Origin of the sequence: Paenarthrobacter sp. AT5, from assembly GCF_032764245.1 — a bacterium.
Taxonomy (GTDB): domain Bacteria; phylum Actinomycetota; class Actinomycetes; order Actinomycetales; family Micrococcaceae; genus Arthrobacter; species Arthrobacter ureafaciens.
Window position 1 is genome coordinate 1,498,400 of the sequence record NZ_CP136441.1, and the last position, 17,955, is coordinate 1,516,354.

General features: G+C 63.8%; 17 protein-coding genes. 12 read left to right on the forward strand and 5 right to left on the reverse strand.

Annotated elements, in window-relative coordinates; all coding sequences use genetic code 11:
* Positions 1 to 187: 187 nt before the first annotated feature.
* Together RI444_RS06840 and RI444_RS06845 are read left to right on the forward strand one after the other, a co-directional pair.
* A complete protein-coding gene (locus tag RI444_RS06840; RefSeq protein WP_207604929.1) occupies positions 188 to 568 on the forward strand; it encodes a DUF485 domain-containing protein in 381 nt (126 codons plus the stop codon).
* Positions 569 to 573: 5 nt separating this feature from the next.
* On the forward strand, positions 574 to 2,181 hold the full coding sequence (locus tag RI444_RS06845; protein ID WP_031216614.1) for a cation acetate symporter: 1,608 nt from the start codon (positions 574 to 576) through the stop codon (positions 2,179 to 2,181).
* A gap of 82 nt (positions 2,182 to 2,263) precedes the next feature.
* Here the strand turns inward: RI444_RS06845 and RI444_RS06850 are convergent, their stop codons facing one another.
* The 3 genes from RI444_RS06850 to RI444_RS06860 all read right to left on the reverse strand — a co-directional run bounded on the left by RI444_RS06850 (position 2,264) and on the right by RI444_RS06860 (position 4,600).
* On the reverse strand, positions 2,264 to 3,283 hold the full coding sequence (locus RI444_RS06850; RefSeq protein ID WP_021472587.1) for a PHP domain-containing protein: 1,020 nt from the start codon (positions 3,281 to 3,283) through the stop codon (positions 2,264 to 2,266).
* Between the two features lie 19 nt (positions 3,284 to 3,302).
* Positions 3,303 to 4,010, reverse strand: a complete 708-nt coding sequence (locus RI444_RS06855; protein WP_225740047.1) for a hypothetical protein — start codon at positions 4,008 to 4,010, stop codon at positions 3,303 to 3,305.
* Between the two features lie 119 nt (positions 4,011 to 4,129).
* A complete protein-coding gene (locus tag RI444_RS06860; RefSeq protein ID WP_031216615.1) occupies positions 4,130 to 4,600 on the reverse strand; it encodes an Lrp/AsnC family transcriptional regulator in 471 nt (156 codons plus the stop codon).
* 195 nt (positions 4,601 to 4,795) lie between these two features.
* Here RI444_RS06860 and pdhA point away from each other — a divergent pair, with 195 nt between their 5' ends.
* Genes pdhA through RI444_RS06875 form a run of 3 tightly spaced genes read left to right on the forward strand, consistent with a single transcriptional unit; the run spans position 4,796 to position 8,270 of the window.
* Complete coding sequence (gene pdhA / locus RI444_RS06865; protein WP_021472590.1) at positions 4,796 to 5,962, forward strand: pyruvate dehydrogenase (acetyl-transferring) E1 component subunit alpha; 1,167 nt, start codon at positions 4,796 to 4,798, stop codon at positions 5,960 to 5,962.
* Positions 5,962 to 6,972, forward strand: coding sequence for an alpha-ketoacid dehydrogenase subunit beta (locus RI444_RS06870; protein ID WP_021472591.1), 1,011 nt, complete (start codon positions 5,962 to 5,964; stop codon positions 6,970 to 6,972). The genes pdhA and RI444_RS06870 overlap by 1 nt, the downstream gene beginning before the upstream one ends.
* On the forward strand, positions 6,969 to 8,270 hold the full coding sequence (locus RI444_RS06875; protein ID WP_021472592.1) for a dihydrolipoamide acetyltransferase family protein: 1,302 nt from the start codon (positions 6,969 to 6,971) through the stop codon (positions 8,268 to 8,270). Before RI444_RS06870 ends, RI444_RS06875 begins: the two co-directional genes overlap by 4 nt.
* On the opposite strand, the gene RI444_RS06880 is transcribed toward RI444_RS06875, so the two are convergent.
* Together RI444_RS06880 and RI444_RS06885 are read right to left on the reverse strand one after the other, a co-directional pair.
* Positions 8,267 to 9,121 carry an NAD-dependent epimerase/dehydratase family protein gene (locus RI444_RS06880; RefSeq protein ID WP_021472593.1) on the reverse strand — a complete coding sequence of 285 codons (855 nt, stop codon included), beginning with the start codon at positions 9,119 to 9,121 and terminating at the stop codon, positions 8,267 to 8,269. The genes RI444_RS06875 and RI444_RS06880 overlap by 4 nt on opposite strands.
* 158 nt (positions 9,122 to 9,279) lie before the next feature.
* On the reverse strand, positions 9,280 to 9,915 hold the full coding sequence (locus RI444_RS06885) for a TetR/AcrR family transcriptional regulator (protein ID WP_021472594.1): 636 nt from the start codon (positions 9,913 to 9,915) through the stop codon (positions 9,280 to 9,282).
* Between the two features lie 133 nt (positions 9,916 to 10,048).
* On the opposite strand from RI444_RS06885, the gene RI444_RS06890 reads away from it, so the two are divergent.
* The 7 genes from RI444_RS06890 to RI444_RS06920 are packed head-to-tail and all read left to right on the forward strand — an operon-like array spanning position 10,049 to position 17,921.
* Positions 10,049 to 11,659 carry a carboxyl transferase domain-containing protein gene (locus RI444_RS06890; RefSeq protein WP_069694492.1) on the forward strand — a complete coding sequence of 537 codons (1,611 nt, stop codon included), beginning with the start codon at positions 10,049 to 10,051 and terminating at the stop codon, positions 11,657 to 11,659.
* A gap of 2 nt (positions 11,660 to 11,661) precedes the next feature.
* Positions 11,662 to 13,818, forward strand: a complete 2,157-nt coding sequence (locus RI444_RS06895; protein WP_207604928.1) for an acetyl/propionyl/methylcrotonyl-CoA carboxylase subunit alpha — start codon at positions 11,662 to 11,664, stop codon at positions 13,816 to 13,818.
* Complete coding sequence (locus RI444_RS06900; protein ID WP_021472597.1) at positions 13,815 to 14,978, forward strand: acyl-CoA dehydrogenase family protein; 1,164 nt, start codon at positions 13,815 to 13,817, stop codon at positions 14,976 to 14,978. Before RI444_RS06895 ends, RI444_RS06900 begins: the two co-directional genes overlap by 4 nt.
* 20 nt (positions 14,979 to 14,998) lie before the next feature.
* Positions 14,999 to 15,796, forward strand: a complete 798-nt coding sequence (locus RI444_RS06905) for a CoA transferase subunit A (protein ID WP_021472598.1) — start codon at positions 14,999 to 15,001, stop codon at positions 15,794 to 15,796.
* Between the two features lie 2 nt (positions 15,797 to 15,798).
* Positions 15,799 to 16,551, forward strand: coding sequence for a CoA transferase subunit B (locus RI444_RS06910; RefSeq protein ID WP_021472599.1), 753 nt, complete (start codon positions 15,799 to 15,801; stop codon positions 16,549 to 16,551).
* Positions 16,548 to 17,048 carry a MaoC family dehydratase gene (locus tag RI444_RS06915; RefSeq protein ID WP_069694494.1) on the forward strand — a complete coding sequence of 167 codons (501 nt, stop codon included), beginning with the start codon at positions 16,548 to 16,550 and terminating at the stop codon, positions 17,046 to 17,048. The genes RI444_RS06910 and RI444_RS06915 overlap by 4 nt, the downstream gene beginning before the upstream one ends.
* A gap of 24 nt (positions 17,049 to 17,072) precedes the next feature.
* On the forward strand, positions 17,073 to 17,921 hold the full coding sequence (locus tag RI444_RS06920; protein ID WP_062095939.1) for an HpcH/HpaI aldolase/citrate lyase family protein: 849 nt from the start codon (positions 17,073 to 17,075) through the stop codon (positions 17,919 to 17,921).
* Positions 17,922 to 17,955: the final 34 nt, after the last annotated feature.

Sequence of the window (17,955 nt, forward strand, 5' to 3'; positions counted from 1 at the left end):
GAGTAGCCAATGCGCGGGCACGACGACGGCGGCCGGTCCGCCGCTTGCCGTTTGGCGCAGCATAGGGACCGTTGGGCGACGACGGCGGGCAATGTGCTGGAATGACCGCCCCGGCCCGTCAATAGTGATTGCAGTCACATTGGCCGGCTGTGTGGAGCCGATGTGGGCACAACAACCAGGAGGAACCATGGGTAATGATGCCCAACCCCAGGACGCGACAGCGTCCGTGGACTTCCAGGAAGTCCAGCAGACGGAGCGGTTCAAGAAGTTGCGCAAGCGGCACAGGAGCTTCGTCTTTCCCATGGCAGCAGCGTTCCTGCTGTGGTACTTCGCCTACGTTCTCTTGGCCGACTACGCGGTCGGCTTCATGTCCATCAAAGTGTGGGGAAACATCAACGTCGGCCTGATCCTGGGGCTGCTCCAGTTCGTCACCACTTTCGGGATCACCGCGTGGTACGTCAGCTACTCCAACAGGAAGCTCGACCCCATCGCCGCCGAAATCCGGAACGAAATCGAAGGCGATGAGTTTGATAAGTCCGGCAGCCTGACCCGTGGGGGAGCGCAGTGAACACCATGGTCCCTGCAGTGGAAGTTGCTGCACTCAAAGACACCACACTCTTGAACATGGGCATCTTCGCCCTCTTCGTTGCGGTCACCATGGTGATCGTCTTCCGTGCCAGCAGGAACAACAAGACTGCGGCTGACTACTACGCCGCCGGACGTTCCTTCACGGGCTCCCAGAACGGAACTGCCATCGCCGGCGACTACCTTTCGGCGGCCTCGTTCCTCGGCATCACCGGCGCGATCGCCATCAACGGCTATGACGGATTCCTTTACTCGATCGGGTTCCTCGTGGCCTGGCTGGTTGCCCTGCTGCTTGTGGCAGAGCTGCTGCGGAACACCGGTAAGTTCACCATGGCCGACGTCCTGTCCTTCCGCCTCCGGCAGCGGCCGGTCCGGATTGCCGCTGCGCTCTCGACGCTGGCGGTCTGCTTCTTCTACCTGCTGGCCCAGATGGCGGGAGCGGGCAGCCTGATTTCGCTGTTGCTGGGCATCAGCGACTGGGGCGGCCAGGCACTGGTGATCATCGTCGTCGGCGCCCTCATGATCATGTACGTCCTGATCGGCGGCATGAAGGGCACCACTTGGGTGCAGATCATCAAGGCCATCCTGCTCATCGCCGGCGCGGCCGTCATGACAGCCTGGGTACTTTCCATCTACGGCTTCAACCTGTCCAACCTCCTGGGATCGGCAGCGGAAGCCGCCAACAACCCCGCAATCCTGAACCCGGGCCTGCAATACGGCAAGTCGGACACCTCCAAGCTCGACTTCATGTCCCTTGGCCTGGCGTTGGTCCTTGGCACGGCAGCACTGCCGCACGTCCTGATGCGCTTCTACACCGTTCCCACGGCCAAGGAAGCGCGCAAGTCCGTGGTGTGGTCCATCTGGTTGATCGGCCTCTTCTACCTCTTCACCCTGGTACTGGGGTATGGTGCCGCAGCCCTGGTGGGCGCGGAGACCATCAAGTCTGCCCCGGGCGGCGTGAACTCCGCGGCTCCGCTGCTGGCCTTCCACCTGGGCGGGCCGCTGCTGCTGGGCTTCATCTCGGCTGTCGCCTTCGCCACCATCCTCGCGGTGGTTGCCGGCCTCACCATCACCGCGGCGGCATCGTTCGCCCACGATATCTACGCCAACGTCATCTCCAAGGGCAAAGCCGACGCCACTACGGAAGTGAAGGTTGCACGGCGCACCGTAGTGGTCATCGGCATCCTGGCAATCCTCGGCGGGATCTTTGCCAACGGACAGAACGTTGCCTTCCTGGTGGCACTGGCCTTCGCGGTCGCGGCCTCGGCCAACCTGCCCACCATTGTCTACTCCCTGTTCTGGCGGAAGTTCACCACGCAAGGTGCGGTGTGGAGCATGTACGGCGGCCTGGCCTCAGCCATCCTGCTGATCACCTTCTCGCCGGTGGTGTCCGGTGCCAAGACCTCCATGATCCAGGGAGCCAACTTCGCGTTCTTCCCGCTCAGCAACCCCGGTATCGTCTCCATACCGTTGGCTTTCTTCCTGGGCTGGTTGGGTACAGTCCTGGACAAGCGGCGTGAAGACGCTGCCAAGCAGGCCGAAATGGAGGTGCGCTCGCTGACCGGCGTCGGAGCCGAGAAAGCGGTAGACCACTGATCCGCTAAACCATCGCGGTCACGCTGTGGAAGCAGTGCCCCTCATGCCTTCGGGCGGAGGGGCACTGCTTCTTTGAGGGTCGCTACTTCTTGAGGGCCAGCCATTCCTGCAACTGCGCCAGCGGCCAGGTTGTTACGATCCTTTCCCGGGGTACACCGGCGGCCTCTGCCCGCTCCGCACCGTATTGCAGGAAGTCCAGTTGGCCGGGAGCATGGGCGTCACTGTCGATGCTGAAGAAGCACCCTGCATCAAGGGCCATCTGGATGAGCCGTTCGGGCGGGTCCTGTCGCTCCGGCCGGGAATTGATCTCCACCGCTACTCCCCATTCGGCACATTCCTTGAAAACCTTTGCGGCGTCGAACTCGGATTCGGGCCTGGTGCCGCGCGAACCCTGGACCAGCCGTCCGGTGCAATGGCCCAGGACGTTGGTGTGGGGGTCGCTGATGCCGCCGAGCATGCGCTGTGTCATGGTCTTCGAATCGGAGCGCAGCTTGGAATGGACGCTTGCCACCACCACATTCAGCCGTTCCAGCATTTCCGGCGTCTGGTCCAGGGTTCCGTCTTCCAGGATGTCCACTTCGATGCCCTTGAGCAGCCGGAACCCGTCCTGGCCGGCGTTGACCTCCTCCACTATGCCCAATTGCTGCTCGAGGCGTTCCGCGCTGAGGCCGTTGGCAATCGTGAGGTTGGGGGAGTGGTCCGTCAGTGCGAGGTACTCGCGGCCCAGGGTGCGGGCTGCCGCCACCATCGTTTCGATCGGCGATCCGCCGTCGGACCAGTTGCTGTGGCTGTGCAGGTCGCCGCGCAAGGCCGAAGCAAGCCCATGGCCACCGGCGGCGAGCGGTTCGCTGCCCCGCTCGCGGAGGTCGGCCAAGTAGTCCGGAACGCGGTCTTCCATGGCCTGCGAAATGACTTCCGCGCTGCGGTTGCCAACCCCCTTCAGGCTCGTCAGCCGGCCGGACGCGATCAGGCGCGGCAACTCGCCGGGCGGCAGCTGCCGCACGACGTCGGCGGCTTTCCTGAAGGCCTGCACTTTGAACGTCGGTGCGAGGCTGCGTTCCAGCCAGAAGGAAATTTCATCGAGCGCCTCAACGGGATCCATGGCTCCATGATCCCCGATGCTATGGGCGCAGGCGGATACTGCTCATTTTGAGGTCGTTCGTGCCCTCGAAGACATAGTGGAGGTTGATCGTCTTGCCGTCGCACTGCAGCGTCCCGGAGAGATCGGCCTTGTTGTTTCCGTTGTTGTTGTTCACGCTGACGGAGTTGTAGTTGGGCTTGCAGGAGTTATCCAGTTCCAGGCTTGCAATGCCGTCAATGAACGACTGCTTGTCCAGTTCGTCCTTGAGGGCCTGGTGGAGGTAGTCGTCGTAGGCTTCCTCGGTATCGCCGGCCACAACCAGTTTGGTGAACTCGTCGGCCAGCCCGCGCGCCTTGGACGTCGCGTTGCCCACGACGTTCACGAGCACCAACACCCCCACCACGGCGAGGACGATCACGCCGGCTACGATGCCCAGGACGATCCATAGCGTCTTCCGCTTCTTGGCAGGAGGAGTGGACGGCTGCCCGTACTGCCCTGGCGGGTACTGGCCTGGTTGGGGCGGGTATTGCCCTTGCCCTTGCCCTTGTTGGGGGTAGGGGTTTGGGCTGCCGTAGTTAGGTGCGCCTCCCGCGGGACTTCCCTGCGGAGCTGCGTACGACGGCGGCTGTTGCCACTGCGGAGGCGTCCCGGACTGTGCGGGGTTGCCCGACGGCGGCGGGTACGGACCCGCCGGATCGGGATTGCGTGGAACATCGCCCTGTCCGTTGGGCTCTTGTGGATTACTCACTCTCGGACCCCTTTCAGCAGCCTGCTTCCGCGCCACCTTTGTGGCCGGGAACTTCCGGCAGCCCCCGATGCTTTCCTTTGAATCAAACAGCATCCTGACAGTCCGGGCAAGAGTGACTGCTACCCTTCCGAGCGCCTTCCCAGAAGCGGCTGGACCCGGTAGGGAATCATCTCCCGCATGGCCAGCGCTGTATCCGTGCGCTCAACGCCGTCGCAGGCCAGGATCTTGCCGTTGATCCTGAAGAGGTCCTCCGCGTCCAAGGCCACCACCCGCAACAGCAGGTCAGCCGAACCGGTCAGGCCGAAGCCTTCCAGGATTTCCGGGATATCGGCCAGGTCCTTTGCCAACGTTGCCAGTTTCTGCTGCTGCACGTGGACACTGATGAAGGCTGTGAGCGGGTACCCCAGCGCGACCGGATTGATCCGCCGTTCGAAGGACAGGAAGGCGTGCTTCTTCTCAAGCTGTGCCATGCGCGCCTGGACGGTGTTTCTGGAGAGGCCGAGCTTTTGGGCCAGGGCGACCACTGTTCCCCGCGGGTCCTTCGCCATGGCCGAGAGGAGACGGGTATCGGTGCCATCCAGTGGTTGCATAATGCGCAAGATTAGCACGGGCCTGAAGGGACAAACATGGCAGGATGCTCAATTTCCAGCAGGGTAGTTGTACCCCATGCCCTTTGTGAGTAGGGTCACAAATAACCCGGGCGAAGGAGCCCGGGGGCCGGTCTGCGGCTGGATCACAAGTCCCGCGCGGGCCGACGAATACGAGCCGGAAGGTCGCGATCACCAATGTTGACGGACAAGGCGGGAACGGACGCAGGCACCACTGCTCCGGACCCGGGACTCAGCGGACACAATCCCTTGCGGACCGGCGGCGGGATGCTGCAACTGGTCTCCCCGGAGGGGGAGCGGATAAGCCATCCCGAGTTCGATCTCTGGATCAAGGACATCGGAGACGAACAGCTTTGTTCCCTCTTTGAGGACATGACTGTCATCCGCCGCATCGACGCCGAGGCCACCGCCCTGCAACGCCAAGGTGAACTGGCCCTGTGGCCGCCCCTGCTCGGCCAGGAAGCATCGCAGATTGGTTCCAGCCGGGCCCTTCGTGACGAAGATTTCGTCTTTCCCAGCTACCGCGAGAGCGGCGTGGCGTACGTACGCGGCGCCCACGTGTCCGAGATCGCCAAGGTCTGGCGCGGCAACGCTTTATACAGCTGGGATCCGCAGCGGATCAACATGGCCACCCCCCAGATCATCATCGGGTCCCAGAGCTTGCACGCCACCGGCTATGCGATGGGCGTTCAACTGGACGGCGCCAGCTCCGCGGTCATGGCCTACTTCGGCGACGGAGCTACCAGTGAAGGCGACGTCAACGAGGCCATGGTCTTCGCCGCCAGCTTCCAGGCCCCGGTGGTGTTCTTCTGCCAGAACAACCACTGGGCCATTTCCGAACCCGTGCGCGTACAGTCCCACGTCCAGCTGGCGGACCGTCCCACCGGTTTCGGCATTCCCAGCATGCGGGTTGACGGCAACGACGTCCTGGCCGTCATGGCAGCCACCCGGGTGGCGCTGGACAGGGCACGCAAGGGCGGTGGGCCGACGTTCATAGAAGCGGTCACGTACCGCATGGGTCCGCACACGACGGCGGACGACCCCACCCGTTACCGGGACGCCAACGAACTGGAAGACTGGGCGGCGAAGGATCCCATCCTCCGCATTCGCAGGCTGCTCGATGCCAAAGGCCTGCTGACGGAGGAACTTGAAGCACAGGTCAAAGCGAAGGCCGACGCCGTGGGAACCGAATTGAGGACCAGTTGCATCACCATGCCGGATCCCCAACCCCTGGATGTGTTCAACCACGTCTACAGCACGCCCAATCCTTGGATTGAACGGCAGAAGGACCACTATTCGCGCTACCTGAACAGCTTCAACACCGTCGAGGAAGGTGCCCGCTGATGTCCAAGCTCACTTTTGCCCGGGCCATCAACGCAGGGCTCCGCAAGTCATTGGAAAGCGATCCCAAGGTAGTTCTCATCGGCGAGGACATCGGTACCCTCGGAGGTGTTTTCCGGGTCACCGACGGACTCCAGAAAGACTTCGGGCGGCACCGCGTCATCGATTCCCCGCTGGCGGAGTCAGGCATCGTAGGCACGGCAGTCGGCCTGGCCTACCGCGGCTACCGCCCTGTGTGCGAGATCCAGTTCGACGGTTTTATCTACCCTGCTTTCGACCAGATCGTCAGCCAGGTGGCCAAGATGCACTACCGGACGCAGGGCCGGGTCAAAATGCCCATCACCATCCGGGTTCCCTTTGGTGGCGGCATAGGGTCTCCGGAGCACCATTCGGAGTCCCCGGAGGCCTATTTCACCCACACGTCCGGGCTGCGGGTGGTGGCCGTATCCAATCCGCAGGATGCCTACACCATGATCCAGCAGGCCATCGCCTCGGATGACCCCGTGCTCTACTTCGAACCCAAGCGCCGCTATCACGACAAGGGCGATGTGGATGAGGCCGCGGACCTCTCATCGGCACTTCCCATGGACAAGGCAGCCGTGGTGAACGCCGGCACGGACGTCACTCTGGTGGCCTACGGTCCCTTGGTCAAGACGGCCAGGGATGCCGCGCAGGCCGCGGCGGACGAGGGAACCTCGGTGGAAGTCATCGATCTTCGGTCCTTGGCGCCGGTGGACTATCCCGTGGTCGAGGCGTCGGTCCGCAAGACCGGCCGCCTGGTCATCACGCATGAGGCAGCCCAATCCGGCGGCCTGGGTGCCGAGATCGCGGCCAGCATCACGGAGCGCTGCTTCAACTACCTAGAAACAGCGCCGGTGCGGATCACTGGCTTCGACGTTCCCTACCCCTATTCCAAGCTCGAAATGCACCATCTGCCGGACTTGGACCGGATCCTGGATGGCGTTGATCGCGCGCTGGGCCGCCCCAACTCGTTGAGTGGACTGGAAGGATGAGCGCCACCATGATCAAGGAATTCAAACTTCCGGACCTCGGCGAGGGCCTCACTGAGTCCGAGATCCTTAGCTGGAAAGTGGCGGTGGGGGATACCGTCAGCCTCAACCAGGTCATTGCCGAGGTTGAGACGGCCAAGGCAGTGGTGGAGCTTCCGTCCCCGTTTGCGGGAGTGGTAGCGGCTTTGCATGAGGAACCCGGCACGGTGGTTGAGGTGGGCAAGCCGATTGTCTCGTTCGAAGTGGACGACGCCGGAGCTGCCCAGGGCGCAGAGGCGGCGGACGCCGAATCTCCGGCCGGTCCCGCCAAACGCGAGCCGAACCTGGTAGGTTACGGCGCCGTCGTCGAGCATTCAGGGCGGCCCGCGAGGCGTGCCCGCGCTGCTGCCCCGGCGGTTGCTCCCCGGGCAGAGGAAACGGCCGTCGGGGAGAGGCCGCGTTCCACGCCGCCCGTCCGCAAACTGGCCCGGGACCTCGGCGTCGATCTGGAGCGCGTCACCGGAACCGGCCCGCACGGGCTGATCACCCGCGAGGATGTACAGAACTTTGCGGGCGCACCGGCACCGGACGCACAGGCCCCCACGGCGCCGGTCGCCCTTGACCGGGAAACCAGGACCCCGGTCAAGGGCGTACGCAAGTTCAGCGCGGCTGCCATGGTGCAAAGCGCCTTCACCGCACCGCACGTCACGGAGTTCCTTACCGTGGATGTCACTCCAACCATGGAGTTGTTGGCCCGGCTAAAGACCAACAGAGCGTTCGACGGCGTGAAGTTGACCCCGCTCACCATCGCGGCAAAGGCCGTGCTGATTGCGCTGCGGAACAACCCCACCCTCAATACGCACTGGGACGATGAAAAGCAGGAGATTGTCCAGTATCACTACGTCAACCTCGGCATCGCGGCCGCTACTCCACGCGGCCTGACGGTGCCGAACATCAAGGATGCGGAGCAGCTGCCGCTGCGAGAACTCGCCGTTCAGTTGTCCGAACTGACGGACACTGCCCGGGCAGGGAAGACATCCCCGGCGGACCTGTCGGGCGGCACGATCTCCATCACCAACATAGGTGTCTTCGGCATTGACGCCGGGACGCCCATCCTCAACCCGGGCGAAGCTGCCATTGTGGCGTTGGGGGCTGTGCGGAAAGCGCCGTGGGTGGTGGACGACGAACTGGTGGTCCGCCAGGTGATGTCGCTCAGCCTGTCCTTCGACCACCGCCTGGTGGACGGGGAACAGGGGTCGCGGTTCCTGGCCGACCTCGGTGCGATCCTTTCCGACCCGGCGATAGTGCTGACCATGGTCTAGCTTGCCTGGCGGGTGTCCCGCCAGCTGTGTTCGGGTTCGAATCCCAGTAGCCTCCGGGCCTTGTCGATGGACAGCATCGTTTCGTGCTGCTGCAGTTCCTTGACGACGTCGACGCCGGGAAAGACTTCCGCGGCAAGTTCGGCACTGCTCCGGCTCATGACGGTGTCTGCCGCGGCGATGATGAACCGTTCGAACCCTGGCGGGGCAACCTCGAGGGCGCGGGCCACGGCCTGGGCGCCGTCGCGGGCGTCGATGTAGCCCCAAAGGTTCCACTTACGCCGGGTCGCGTCAGCGTCGAAGGACGGGAACGCGCCGTAGTCTTCAGGATCCATGACATTCGAAAAACGCAGGGCCGTGATGCTGAGCTCGGGGTCCCATCGGGTGAGTTGGATGGCCATCTGCTCTTCCAGGTGCTTGACCAGCGAATACGTGCTTTCGGGCCGTGCGTCGTATTCCTCATCCACCGGGATGTAGGGCGGCGGCGCATCGAAGGGTAGGCCAAGCACTGTCTCGCTGGAGGCGTAGACGACCTTCTTGATGCCTGCACGGCGTGCTGACTGGAACACGTTGTAGGTGGAGAGCATGTTGTTCTCGAAGATCGCGGAGTCGGGGGCCAGCCCGGGGGCCGGGATGGCCCCTAGGTGGACGATCGCATCCAGACCGTCGTGCCGGTCGTCGAGCCCAAGGATCACGTCCACCACCTGGCCGTAGTTGCGCAGGTCGACGCTGACGTATCCAGGGCCCCGCTCGCCGTCCCGGTCGAGGTTGAACACTTGGTGGCCATCCTCTGCCAGCCTCCGCACGACGCTCCTGCCCAACTTTCCGCTTCCACCGGTGACAGCAATCTTCATGGGGTTCTCCTTCGATGATCAGGTGTGACGTTTCAAAGCTGTTTCCAACCCTAGGGGGCGGCCCATGGGCGGGGACATACTTCAAGCTGGCCCTGTGAGTCCTAGGAAAGGCAGGACGGGTCCCGGGAAGGCAGGGCGGGTCCCGGGAAGGCAGTTCGTCAGCCTGCCGGCGTTCCAACAGTCAAGGCCGCCAGTGCCATCCGTTCAAGGACCGGCCGGGCAGACTTCACGGCGATCTTCCTGCCATGCTGGCGGACGGAATGCGGGGTGGAGTTGATCAGGCCGAAAGCGGCATGCGCGCGGACCCGAAGCTCGGCGGGATCACTGCCGGGATGCACCTCCTTGAGGACATCAACCCACGTCTCCACATAGCCACGCTGGAGGGCCCGCACCTCCGCCTGGTCAGCTTCGCTGAGGCTTCCGAAGTCGCGGTCCTGGACCCTGATGACGTCCGGATTCCGCAGGGCAAAGTCCACGTGGAAAGCAACCAGGCCCTCCAAGGCTGCAAGCGCATTCCCGGCCTCGGCCACCACCTTGAGCCCACCGTCCTGCAGCTCGCGGCTGACGCTCAGGAGGAGCTCGCCCAACACGGCCTGCTTACCGGGGAAGTGCCGGTACACGGCAGGTCCGCTGACGCCCGCGGCGGCGCCAAGGTCCTCAAGGGAAACCCTGGCGAATCCGTTCTCCGCGAAGAGGCCGGCAGCGGCGGAAAGCAACGCCACGCGCCGCTCTTCCTTGGCCTGGCTGCGCTGTGTTGCCTGGCTGCGCTGGGTTGTTTGAGCATGCTGGGTCACAGTTGCCTCCTCGCCACCCGCTGTACGTGCTGGACATCACAGTTAATCAAGACTAACCTAAATTTCAGTTATGAGGCACTAACCGAAATGACGTGGATCTGACACCGTTCGGACCGGAATGGGACAGTAGTCGATGGAGACGATAGCCAGCGTTGCAGGGGCTGCCACGAGCACCTTTGCGGCCAACGAGGAAGCCCAGCGCAAGCTGGTGGATGAACTTAAGGAGCGCCTCGCAACCACTGCGCTGGGCGGCCCGCCCAAGTCCCGCGAGCGCCACATTTCCCGTGGAAAACTCCTTCCCAGGGAGCGCATCGACTACCTGTTGGACGAGGGCAGCCCGTTCCTGGAGATTGCGCCGCTGGCGGCCAACGGCATGTACAGCGACGATTCACCTGGAGCCGGGGTCATCGCAGGCATCGGGCTGGTCCATGGCCGGCATGTGCTGGTCATCTCCAACGACGCCACCGTCAAAGGCGGAACCTACTATCCCATGACGGTGAAGAAGCACCTCCGGGCGCAGGAGATTGCCTTGGAGAACAAGCTGCCGTGCATCTACCTCGTGGACTCCGGAGGCGCCTTCCTTCCCAAGCAGGACGAGGTGTTCCCCGACAAGGAGCACTTCGGCCGGATCTTCTACAACCAGGCGCGCATGTCGGCTGCCAAGATTCCACAGATCGCCTCAGTGATGGGTTCCTGCACGGCCGGTGGCGCCTACGTCCCGGCCATGAGCGATGAGACGGTCATTGTGCGGAACCAGGGCACCATCTTCCTTGGCGGACCGCCGCTGGTGAAGGCAGCCATCGGAGAGATCGTCACGGCGGAGGAACTCGGTGGCGGCGACGTTCACGCCAAGGTATCCGGAGTAGCGGACCACCTGGCCGAGAACGACCAGCACGCGCTGGAAATTGTCCGCGACATCGTGGCGACGTTGCCACAGCCGGCCCCGCCGGCCTGGGACGTGCTCGACGTCGTCCTGCCGCCCGTCGTCGAACCGTCCGGTATCTACGGCGTGGTTCCGACCGACGTCAACGCGCAGTACGACGTTCGCGAAGTCATTGCCAGGATCGTGGACGGTTCCGAATTCCATGAGTTCAAGAAGGACTACGGGACAACGTTGGTGACGGGCTTTGCGCATCTGTACGGACACCCCGTGGGCATCGTGGCCAACAACGGAGTGCTGTTCAGCGAGTCCTCACTCAAAGGGGCGCACTTCATTGAACTGTGTGACCAACGTGGAATTCCCCTGATCTTCCTGCAGAACCTTTCCGGGTTCATGGTGGGCAAGGACTATGAACAGGGCGGCATAGCGAAGAACGGCGCCAAGATGGTCACTGCGGTTGCCACAGCCCGGGTTCCCAAATTGACGGTAGTGATCGGCGGCAGCTTCGGGGCGGGCAACTACTCCATGTGCGGCCGTGCCTACTCGCCACGGTTCCTGTGGATGTGGCCGGCAGCCCGTATCTCCGTGATGGGCGGAAACCAGGCTTCCAGTGTCCTTGCCACCGTCAAACGCGAACAGCTGGAGGCCGCGGGCCAGGAGTGGTCCGCCGAAGACGAGGAAGCCTTCAAGGCGCCCATCAAAAAGCAATACGAGGACCAGGGGAGCCCTTACTACTCAACGGCGCGGCTCTGGGACGACGGCATCATCGACCCCGCCGACACCCGCCGGGTCCTGGGGATGGCCCTGGACGTCGTTTCCCGCCAACCGCTGCCCGAAACTTCCTTCGGCCTTTTCAGGATGTGACCATGACCGTGCCCACAACAACCCGGAATGCGCCGGCAGAGCCGGCCGAGCGGCATTCCTTCACATCAGTCCTGGTAGCCAACAGGGGAGAGATCGCCTGCAGGGTCATCCGGACGCTGCAGCACATGGGCATCCGGGCCGTGGCTGTCTACTCAGATGCGGACAAGGACGCCAAGCACGTGGCCATGGCAGACGCTTCCGTGGGCATCGGTGGAACGGCCCCGGCGGAGAGCTACCTGAAGATCGACGCGATCATTGAGGCCTGCCGCCAAACAGGCGCCGAAGCCGTGCACCCGGGATACGGTTTCCTGTCCGAAAACGTTGAGTTCGCCAAGGCGCTGGATGCCGCCGGCATCGTGTTCATTGGGCCCGGGATCGAAGCGATCGAACTGATGGGCGACAAGATCCGTTCCAAGAACCACGTAATGTCCTACGGCGTTCCCTGCACGCCGGGTATCGCAAAGGCCGGGCTGACGGACCAGGACCTGATTGACGCCGCACCATCGGTGGGCTTCCCCCTGCTCATCAAACCGTCGGCCGGTGGCGGCGGAAAAGGCATGCAGGCGGTGGAACGGCCCGAAGACCTTCCTGCAGCCCTGGCCGCAGCCCGGCGGGTTGCAGCGGCCGCCTTTGGCGACGACACCCTTTTCCTGGAACGCCTGGTCCGTTCCCCCCGCCACATCGAAGTCCAGATCCTGGCAGACAACCACGGGAACGTCATCCATGTGGGCGAGCGCGAATGTTCCTTGCAGCGCCGGCACCAGAAGGTGATCGAAGAAGCCCCCTCGGCACTTTTCCGTTCCATGCCGGACGGTGAAGCGCAACGGGCACGGATCGGAGAAGCCGCTTGCAACGCGGCCCGGTCAGTCAACTACAGCGGCGCCGGCACCGTGGAATTCCTGGTGTCCGATGACCATCCTGACGAGTTCTTTTTCATGGAGATGAACACGCGCCTGCAGGTGGAACACCCCGTGACGGAACTCGTGACGGGCATCGACCTGGTGGAATGGCAGGTGCGGATCGCTGCAGGTGAGGTCCTCACCCTGGCGCAGTCCGACGTCGTACTTAAGGGGCACGCAGTAGAGGCGAGGGTTTACGCGGAGGTCCCCGAACGGAACTTCATGCCGTCCATGGGGCGGGTTGTGCAGCTGGCCGAGCGGGGACTGCCGGATCGGCGGATCTCCGGAGCCCGGGTGGACGATGCAACGGTCCGGATCGATTCGGCCATGCGGCAAGGGCTCGACATCACGGGCGACTACGATCCGATGCTCGCCAAAGTGATCGCCTGGGGCCCTGACCGCGCGGCCGCCCTTGACGAACTGGATGCCGCGTTGGGCCGCTACACGCTGCTCGGCCTGGACACCAATGTGGAGTACCTGCGGCTGCTGATCAACGAACCCGACGTCCGTGGGGGCCACCTGGACACCGGACTGATCGAGCGGAAACTGCCGGGCATGACCTTCCGCCACATCGGACCGGAGCAAGTGGCGGCGGCCGGAGTTGCGCTCTGGCTTGAGCGGACCGGTTTCCCGCGGGCCGGGGATGCCTGGGCGCTGCCGGACTCCTGGCGCGTAGGGCAGCCAGCGGCTTGGACCGCCGCGTTCGGGCTGCCGGACGGCTCTGTGGCCACCGCCTCGATAGCTGACCACGGCGGCCAGGTGAGAGTAATGCTCGACGGCGGTCCCGGCGTCGGGCGCCAGGCCGTCACAGTGACCGGGGTGGAGCGGACCGACGACCGGATCAGCCTGGACGTCGACGGCGTGAACCTCACCTACGCGCTGGGCCGGGACAACCGGGGAATCCACCTCGGAAACGCCGGCTGGTCCTGCCGCCTGGAGGTTTTGAACCGCGCCGAAAAGCTCAAGCGCATGCTGGCAGGAATCCAGCAGGAGGAGGGAACCGCGGACCCCGAGGTGCGCTCGCCCATGCCCGGAACGGTGGTCTCCGTGGCCGTTTCCGACGGCGAAACGGTCGCCGAAGGGCAGATACTCCTCGCCGTCGAGGCCATGAAGATGGAGCACCAACTGGTGGCCTCCGTCCATGGAACAGTCCACCTCACCGTAGCAACAGGCGACCTCGTCAAGGCAGACCAGGTACTCGCCAGCATCCATGCCACCCCAACCAGTGCCGTCCCAACCACTAAGGAAACCCAGCCGTGAGCACTTTCGACCTTTCCGAGGAATACCAGGACCTCAGTGACTCCGTCCGCGAGTTCGCCGATGAAGTAGTGGCCCCAGTCTCGGCCAAGCACGACGAAGAACACAGCTTCCCCTACGAGGTCATCAAGCAGATGGGGGAGATGGGACTCTTCGGCCTGCCTTTCCCCGAAGAGCACGGCGGCATGGGCGGGGACTACTTCGCGCTCGCACTGGCCCTGGAACAACTGGGCCGCGTGGACCAGTCGGTAGCCATCACCTTGGAAGCCGGAGTGTCCCTCGGTGCGATGCCCGTCTACCGGTTCGGGACCGAAGAACAGAAGGAACAATGGCTTCCGCCCCTTGCCTCCGGGCAGGCGCTCGCCGGGTTCGGGCTGACCGAACGCGAAGCCGGATCCGATGCCGGGGGCACCAAGACCCACGCCCACCTGGAAGCCGGCGAATGGGTGATCAACGGTAACAAGGAGTTCATCACCAACTCCGGCACGGATATCACCCGGCTGGTCACGGTCACCGCGGTCACCGGCAAGGAAGAACGCCCGGACGGCAGTATCAAGAAGGAGATCTCCACCATCCTGGTGCCCACGGAAACCCCCGGCTTTAAAGCGGAAAAGGCCTACAACAAGGTGGGCTGGAACGCTTCGGACACCCACCCGTTGACACTGGACAACGTCCGGGTTCCCGAATCCAACCTGCTCGGCGAGCGCGGACGCGGCTACGCCAACTTCCTTTCCATCCTTGACGAAGGCCGCATCGCGATCGCGGCTTTGGGTACAGGAGCCGCCCAGGGATGCGTGGACCTGTCCGTGAAATACGCCAAGGAACGCAGTGCCTTCGGGCAGAACATCGCCAAGTACCAGGCCATCCAATTCAAGATCGCGCGGATGCAGGCCAGGGCCCACACGGCACGTCTTGCCTACTACGACGCAGCGGCCAGGATGCTCGCGGGGAAGCCGTTCAAGACCGAGGCGGCCATCGCTAAGATGGTCGCAGGCGAGGCTGCCATGGACAACGCGCGGGATGCCACCCAGGTATTCGGCGGGTATGGCTTCATCAACGAATTCACCGTGGCCCGGCATTACCGGGACTCCAAGATCCTCGAGGTCGGGGAGGGCACCACGGAGGTTCAATTGATGCTCATCGCCCGCGAGCTGGGTCTTTAACCGCAGGGGAAGGATCAAGGATGATTGACAAGGTTGTTGCCAGCGCCGCGGAAGCGGTGAAGGACATCCCGGACGGTGCCTCGCTGGCCGTCGGCGGGTTCGGACTGTGCGGAATTCCGGTCGCGCTGATAGACGCCCTGCATCAACAGGGCACCACTGGACTGGAGACGGTCAGCAACAACTGCGGCGTGGACGACTGGGGCCTTGGCATCCTCCTCAAGGACGGCCGCATCCGGCGAACCATCAGTTCCTACGTGGGGGAGAACAAGGAGTTCGCCCGCCAGTACCTCGCCGGTGAACTGGAGGTGGTCCTCACCCCGCAGGGAACCCTGGCGGAGAAGCTGCGTGCCGGCGGCGCCGGGATCCCCGCTTTTTATACCAAAGCCGGCGTGGGCACCCAGGTGTCCGAAGGCGGGCTGCCGCAGAAGTACGACGCCGACGGGAACGTTGAGAAAGCGTCGGCGCCCAAGGAGGTGCGCGCCTTCAACGGTGCCGACTTTGTCCTTGAGGAGTCCCTGACCCCGGACTTTGGACTTGTCCACGCCTGGAAGGGCGATCGCCACGGCAACCTCGTCTTCCATGCAACGGCAATGAACTTCAACCCGCTGTGTGCCATGGCAGCAAAGACCACCATCGCCGAAGTGGAGGAACTGGTGGAGCCGGGGGAGCTCGATCCCGAACACATCCACACTCCGGGCATCTTCGTCCAGCGCGTGGTGGTATCGCCGACGCCGGAGAAACGGATCGAGAAGCGCACGGTATCCGTCACGGACACATCCGGCGCAGGCACGGCGGAGCAGCAGGCGGGAGGAGCCTAACCATGGAATCGAACACGTATCACGATGTGCCGCCACGTCCCGAAGCCGTGCGGCACGAATACCGCAGGGCCGACGTCGACCACCACGAGGCCAAAGGCTGGACGCGGAATGAACTGGCCGCCCGGGTGGCCCGCGAACTGGAGAACGGGCAATACGTCAACCTGGGGATCGGCATGCCCACACTGATTCCCAACTACATCCCTGACGGAGTAGAGGTCATCCTGCACTCGGAGAACGGCATCCTGGGCGTGGGTCCCTACCCGGCCGAGGACAAAATCGACCCCGATGTGATCAATGCCGGCAAGGAGACGGTCACAGTGAACGCCGGTGCGGCTTTCTTCGATTCCGCGTCGTCGTTCGGGATGATCCGCGGCGGCCACGTGGATGTCGCCGTCCTGGGCGCCATGGAGGTGGCCTCCAACGGCGACCTCGCCAACTGGATGATCCCGGGAAAGATGGTCAAGGGCATGGGCGGGGCCATGGACCTGGTGTTCGGCGCCAAGAAGGTGATCGTCATGATGGAACACGTTGACCGTAACGGCCGCCCGAAAATCGTGAAGGACTGCACCCTTCCGCTGACCGGCAAGGGATGCGTGGACCGCATCATCACTGACCTTGCCGTGATCGACGTCGTGAAGGACGAAGGCGAACCCCGGCTGGTCCTGCGGGAACTTGCGCCAAACGTCACCTTGGACGACGTCGTGGCGGCAACTGGCGCGGAACTGTTCGAAGAAGACCAGGAACTCACCGTATGACCCGGGTAGTGGTGCAGCGCGGTCTCTATTTTGACGAACTGGAAGAGGGCGTCGTGTATGCGCACAGGCCCGGCCGCACAGTGACCGAAGCGGACAACGTCCTCTTCACCACTATGACCATGAACACCCAGGCGCTTCATCTGGACGCAGCCTGGAGTTCGACGCAGCCATTCGGCCAGCGCCTGATGAACTCCATGTTCACGCTGTCGGTCATGGTGGGCCAGTCCGTGACCCAGCTGACGCAGGGCACCATCGTGGCGCAGTTGGGGCTGACGGATGTTGCTTTCCCGCACCCGCTCTACCACGGCGATACGCTGTACACGGAGACAGAGGTCACCGGGAAGAGGCTTTCATCGTCCCGTCCCGGCCAAGGGTTGGTGACCATGCAACACATCGGCCGGAACCAGGACGGCAAGGAAGTGGCGCTGGCAACGCGGACGTGTTTGATGTGGACCAAGGAAGCGCACGCCTCCCAAACCGACGTCTCCAAGCACTAGTCACGCCCAGCAGCAAGGAACCCGATGCCCACTCCTGCCGACCTTCCCTTCACCATGGGTCCTGCCCTCCTGTTCTGCCCTGCGGACCGCCCGGAACGCTACAGCAAGGCGGCCGACCGCTCCGATGCGGTGATCCTGGACCTGGAAGATGCCGTTGCGCCTGCTGACAAGCAGCGTGCCCGGGGTGCCATCCTGGCCCAGCTGGGCGCGGCGGGAGATACGCCGGAGCTGGAACCCGGCCGCACCATCGTGAGGGTCAACCCGGTGGGTTCGGCTGAGTTCGGGAAGGACCTCCACAGCCTGGCCCACACGCCATACCGCACTGTGATGGTTGCCAAGGCGGAGAGCGCAGAGGACATGCGGGCCCTTGACGGTTACCGGGTCATTGCCCTCTGCGAAACGGCCGCCGGTGTGCTGAATGCCGCTGCCATCGCGGCGGAACCGAATGTGGTGGCGCTCATGTGGGGCGCGGAGGACCTGCTGGCATCCCTGGGCGGGCTTTCCAGCAGGAACGACGACGGCGGGTACCGGGCTGTTGCCCTGCACGCCCGTTCCGCTGTACTGCTTGCCGCAAAAGCCGCGGGCAAGGAAGCCATCGACGCTGTCTACGTGAACATTCCGGACCTTGACGGCCTGGCCGTGGAATCGCGGGATGCCGTGGCGAGCGGTTTCGGGGCGAAAGCCTGCATCCATCCGTCCCAAGTGGCTGCGGTGCGGGAAGCCTATGCGCCTGTGCCTGAAGCCGTGGAGGAAGCGCGCGAGTTGTTGGATGCCGCCTCCGCTGCGGGCAGCGGTGTGTTCCAGTTCAAAGGGAAGATGATCGACGGCCCCATCCTCAAACACGCTGAATCGGTGCTGCGGAGGGCCCTTTAAGGCCCGTTACAGGCGCGAGGTGGCATTTAATGCC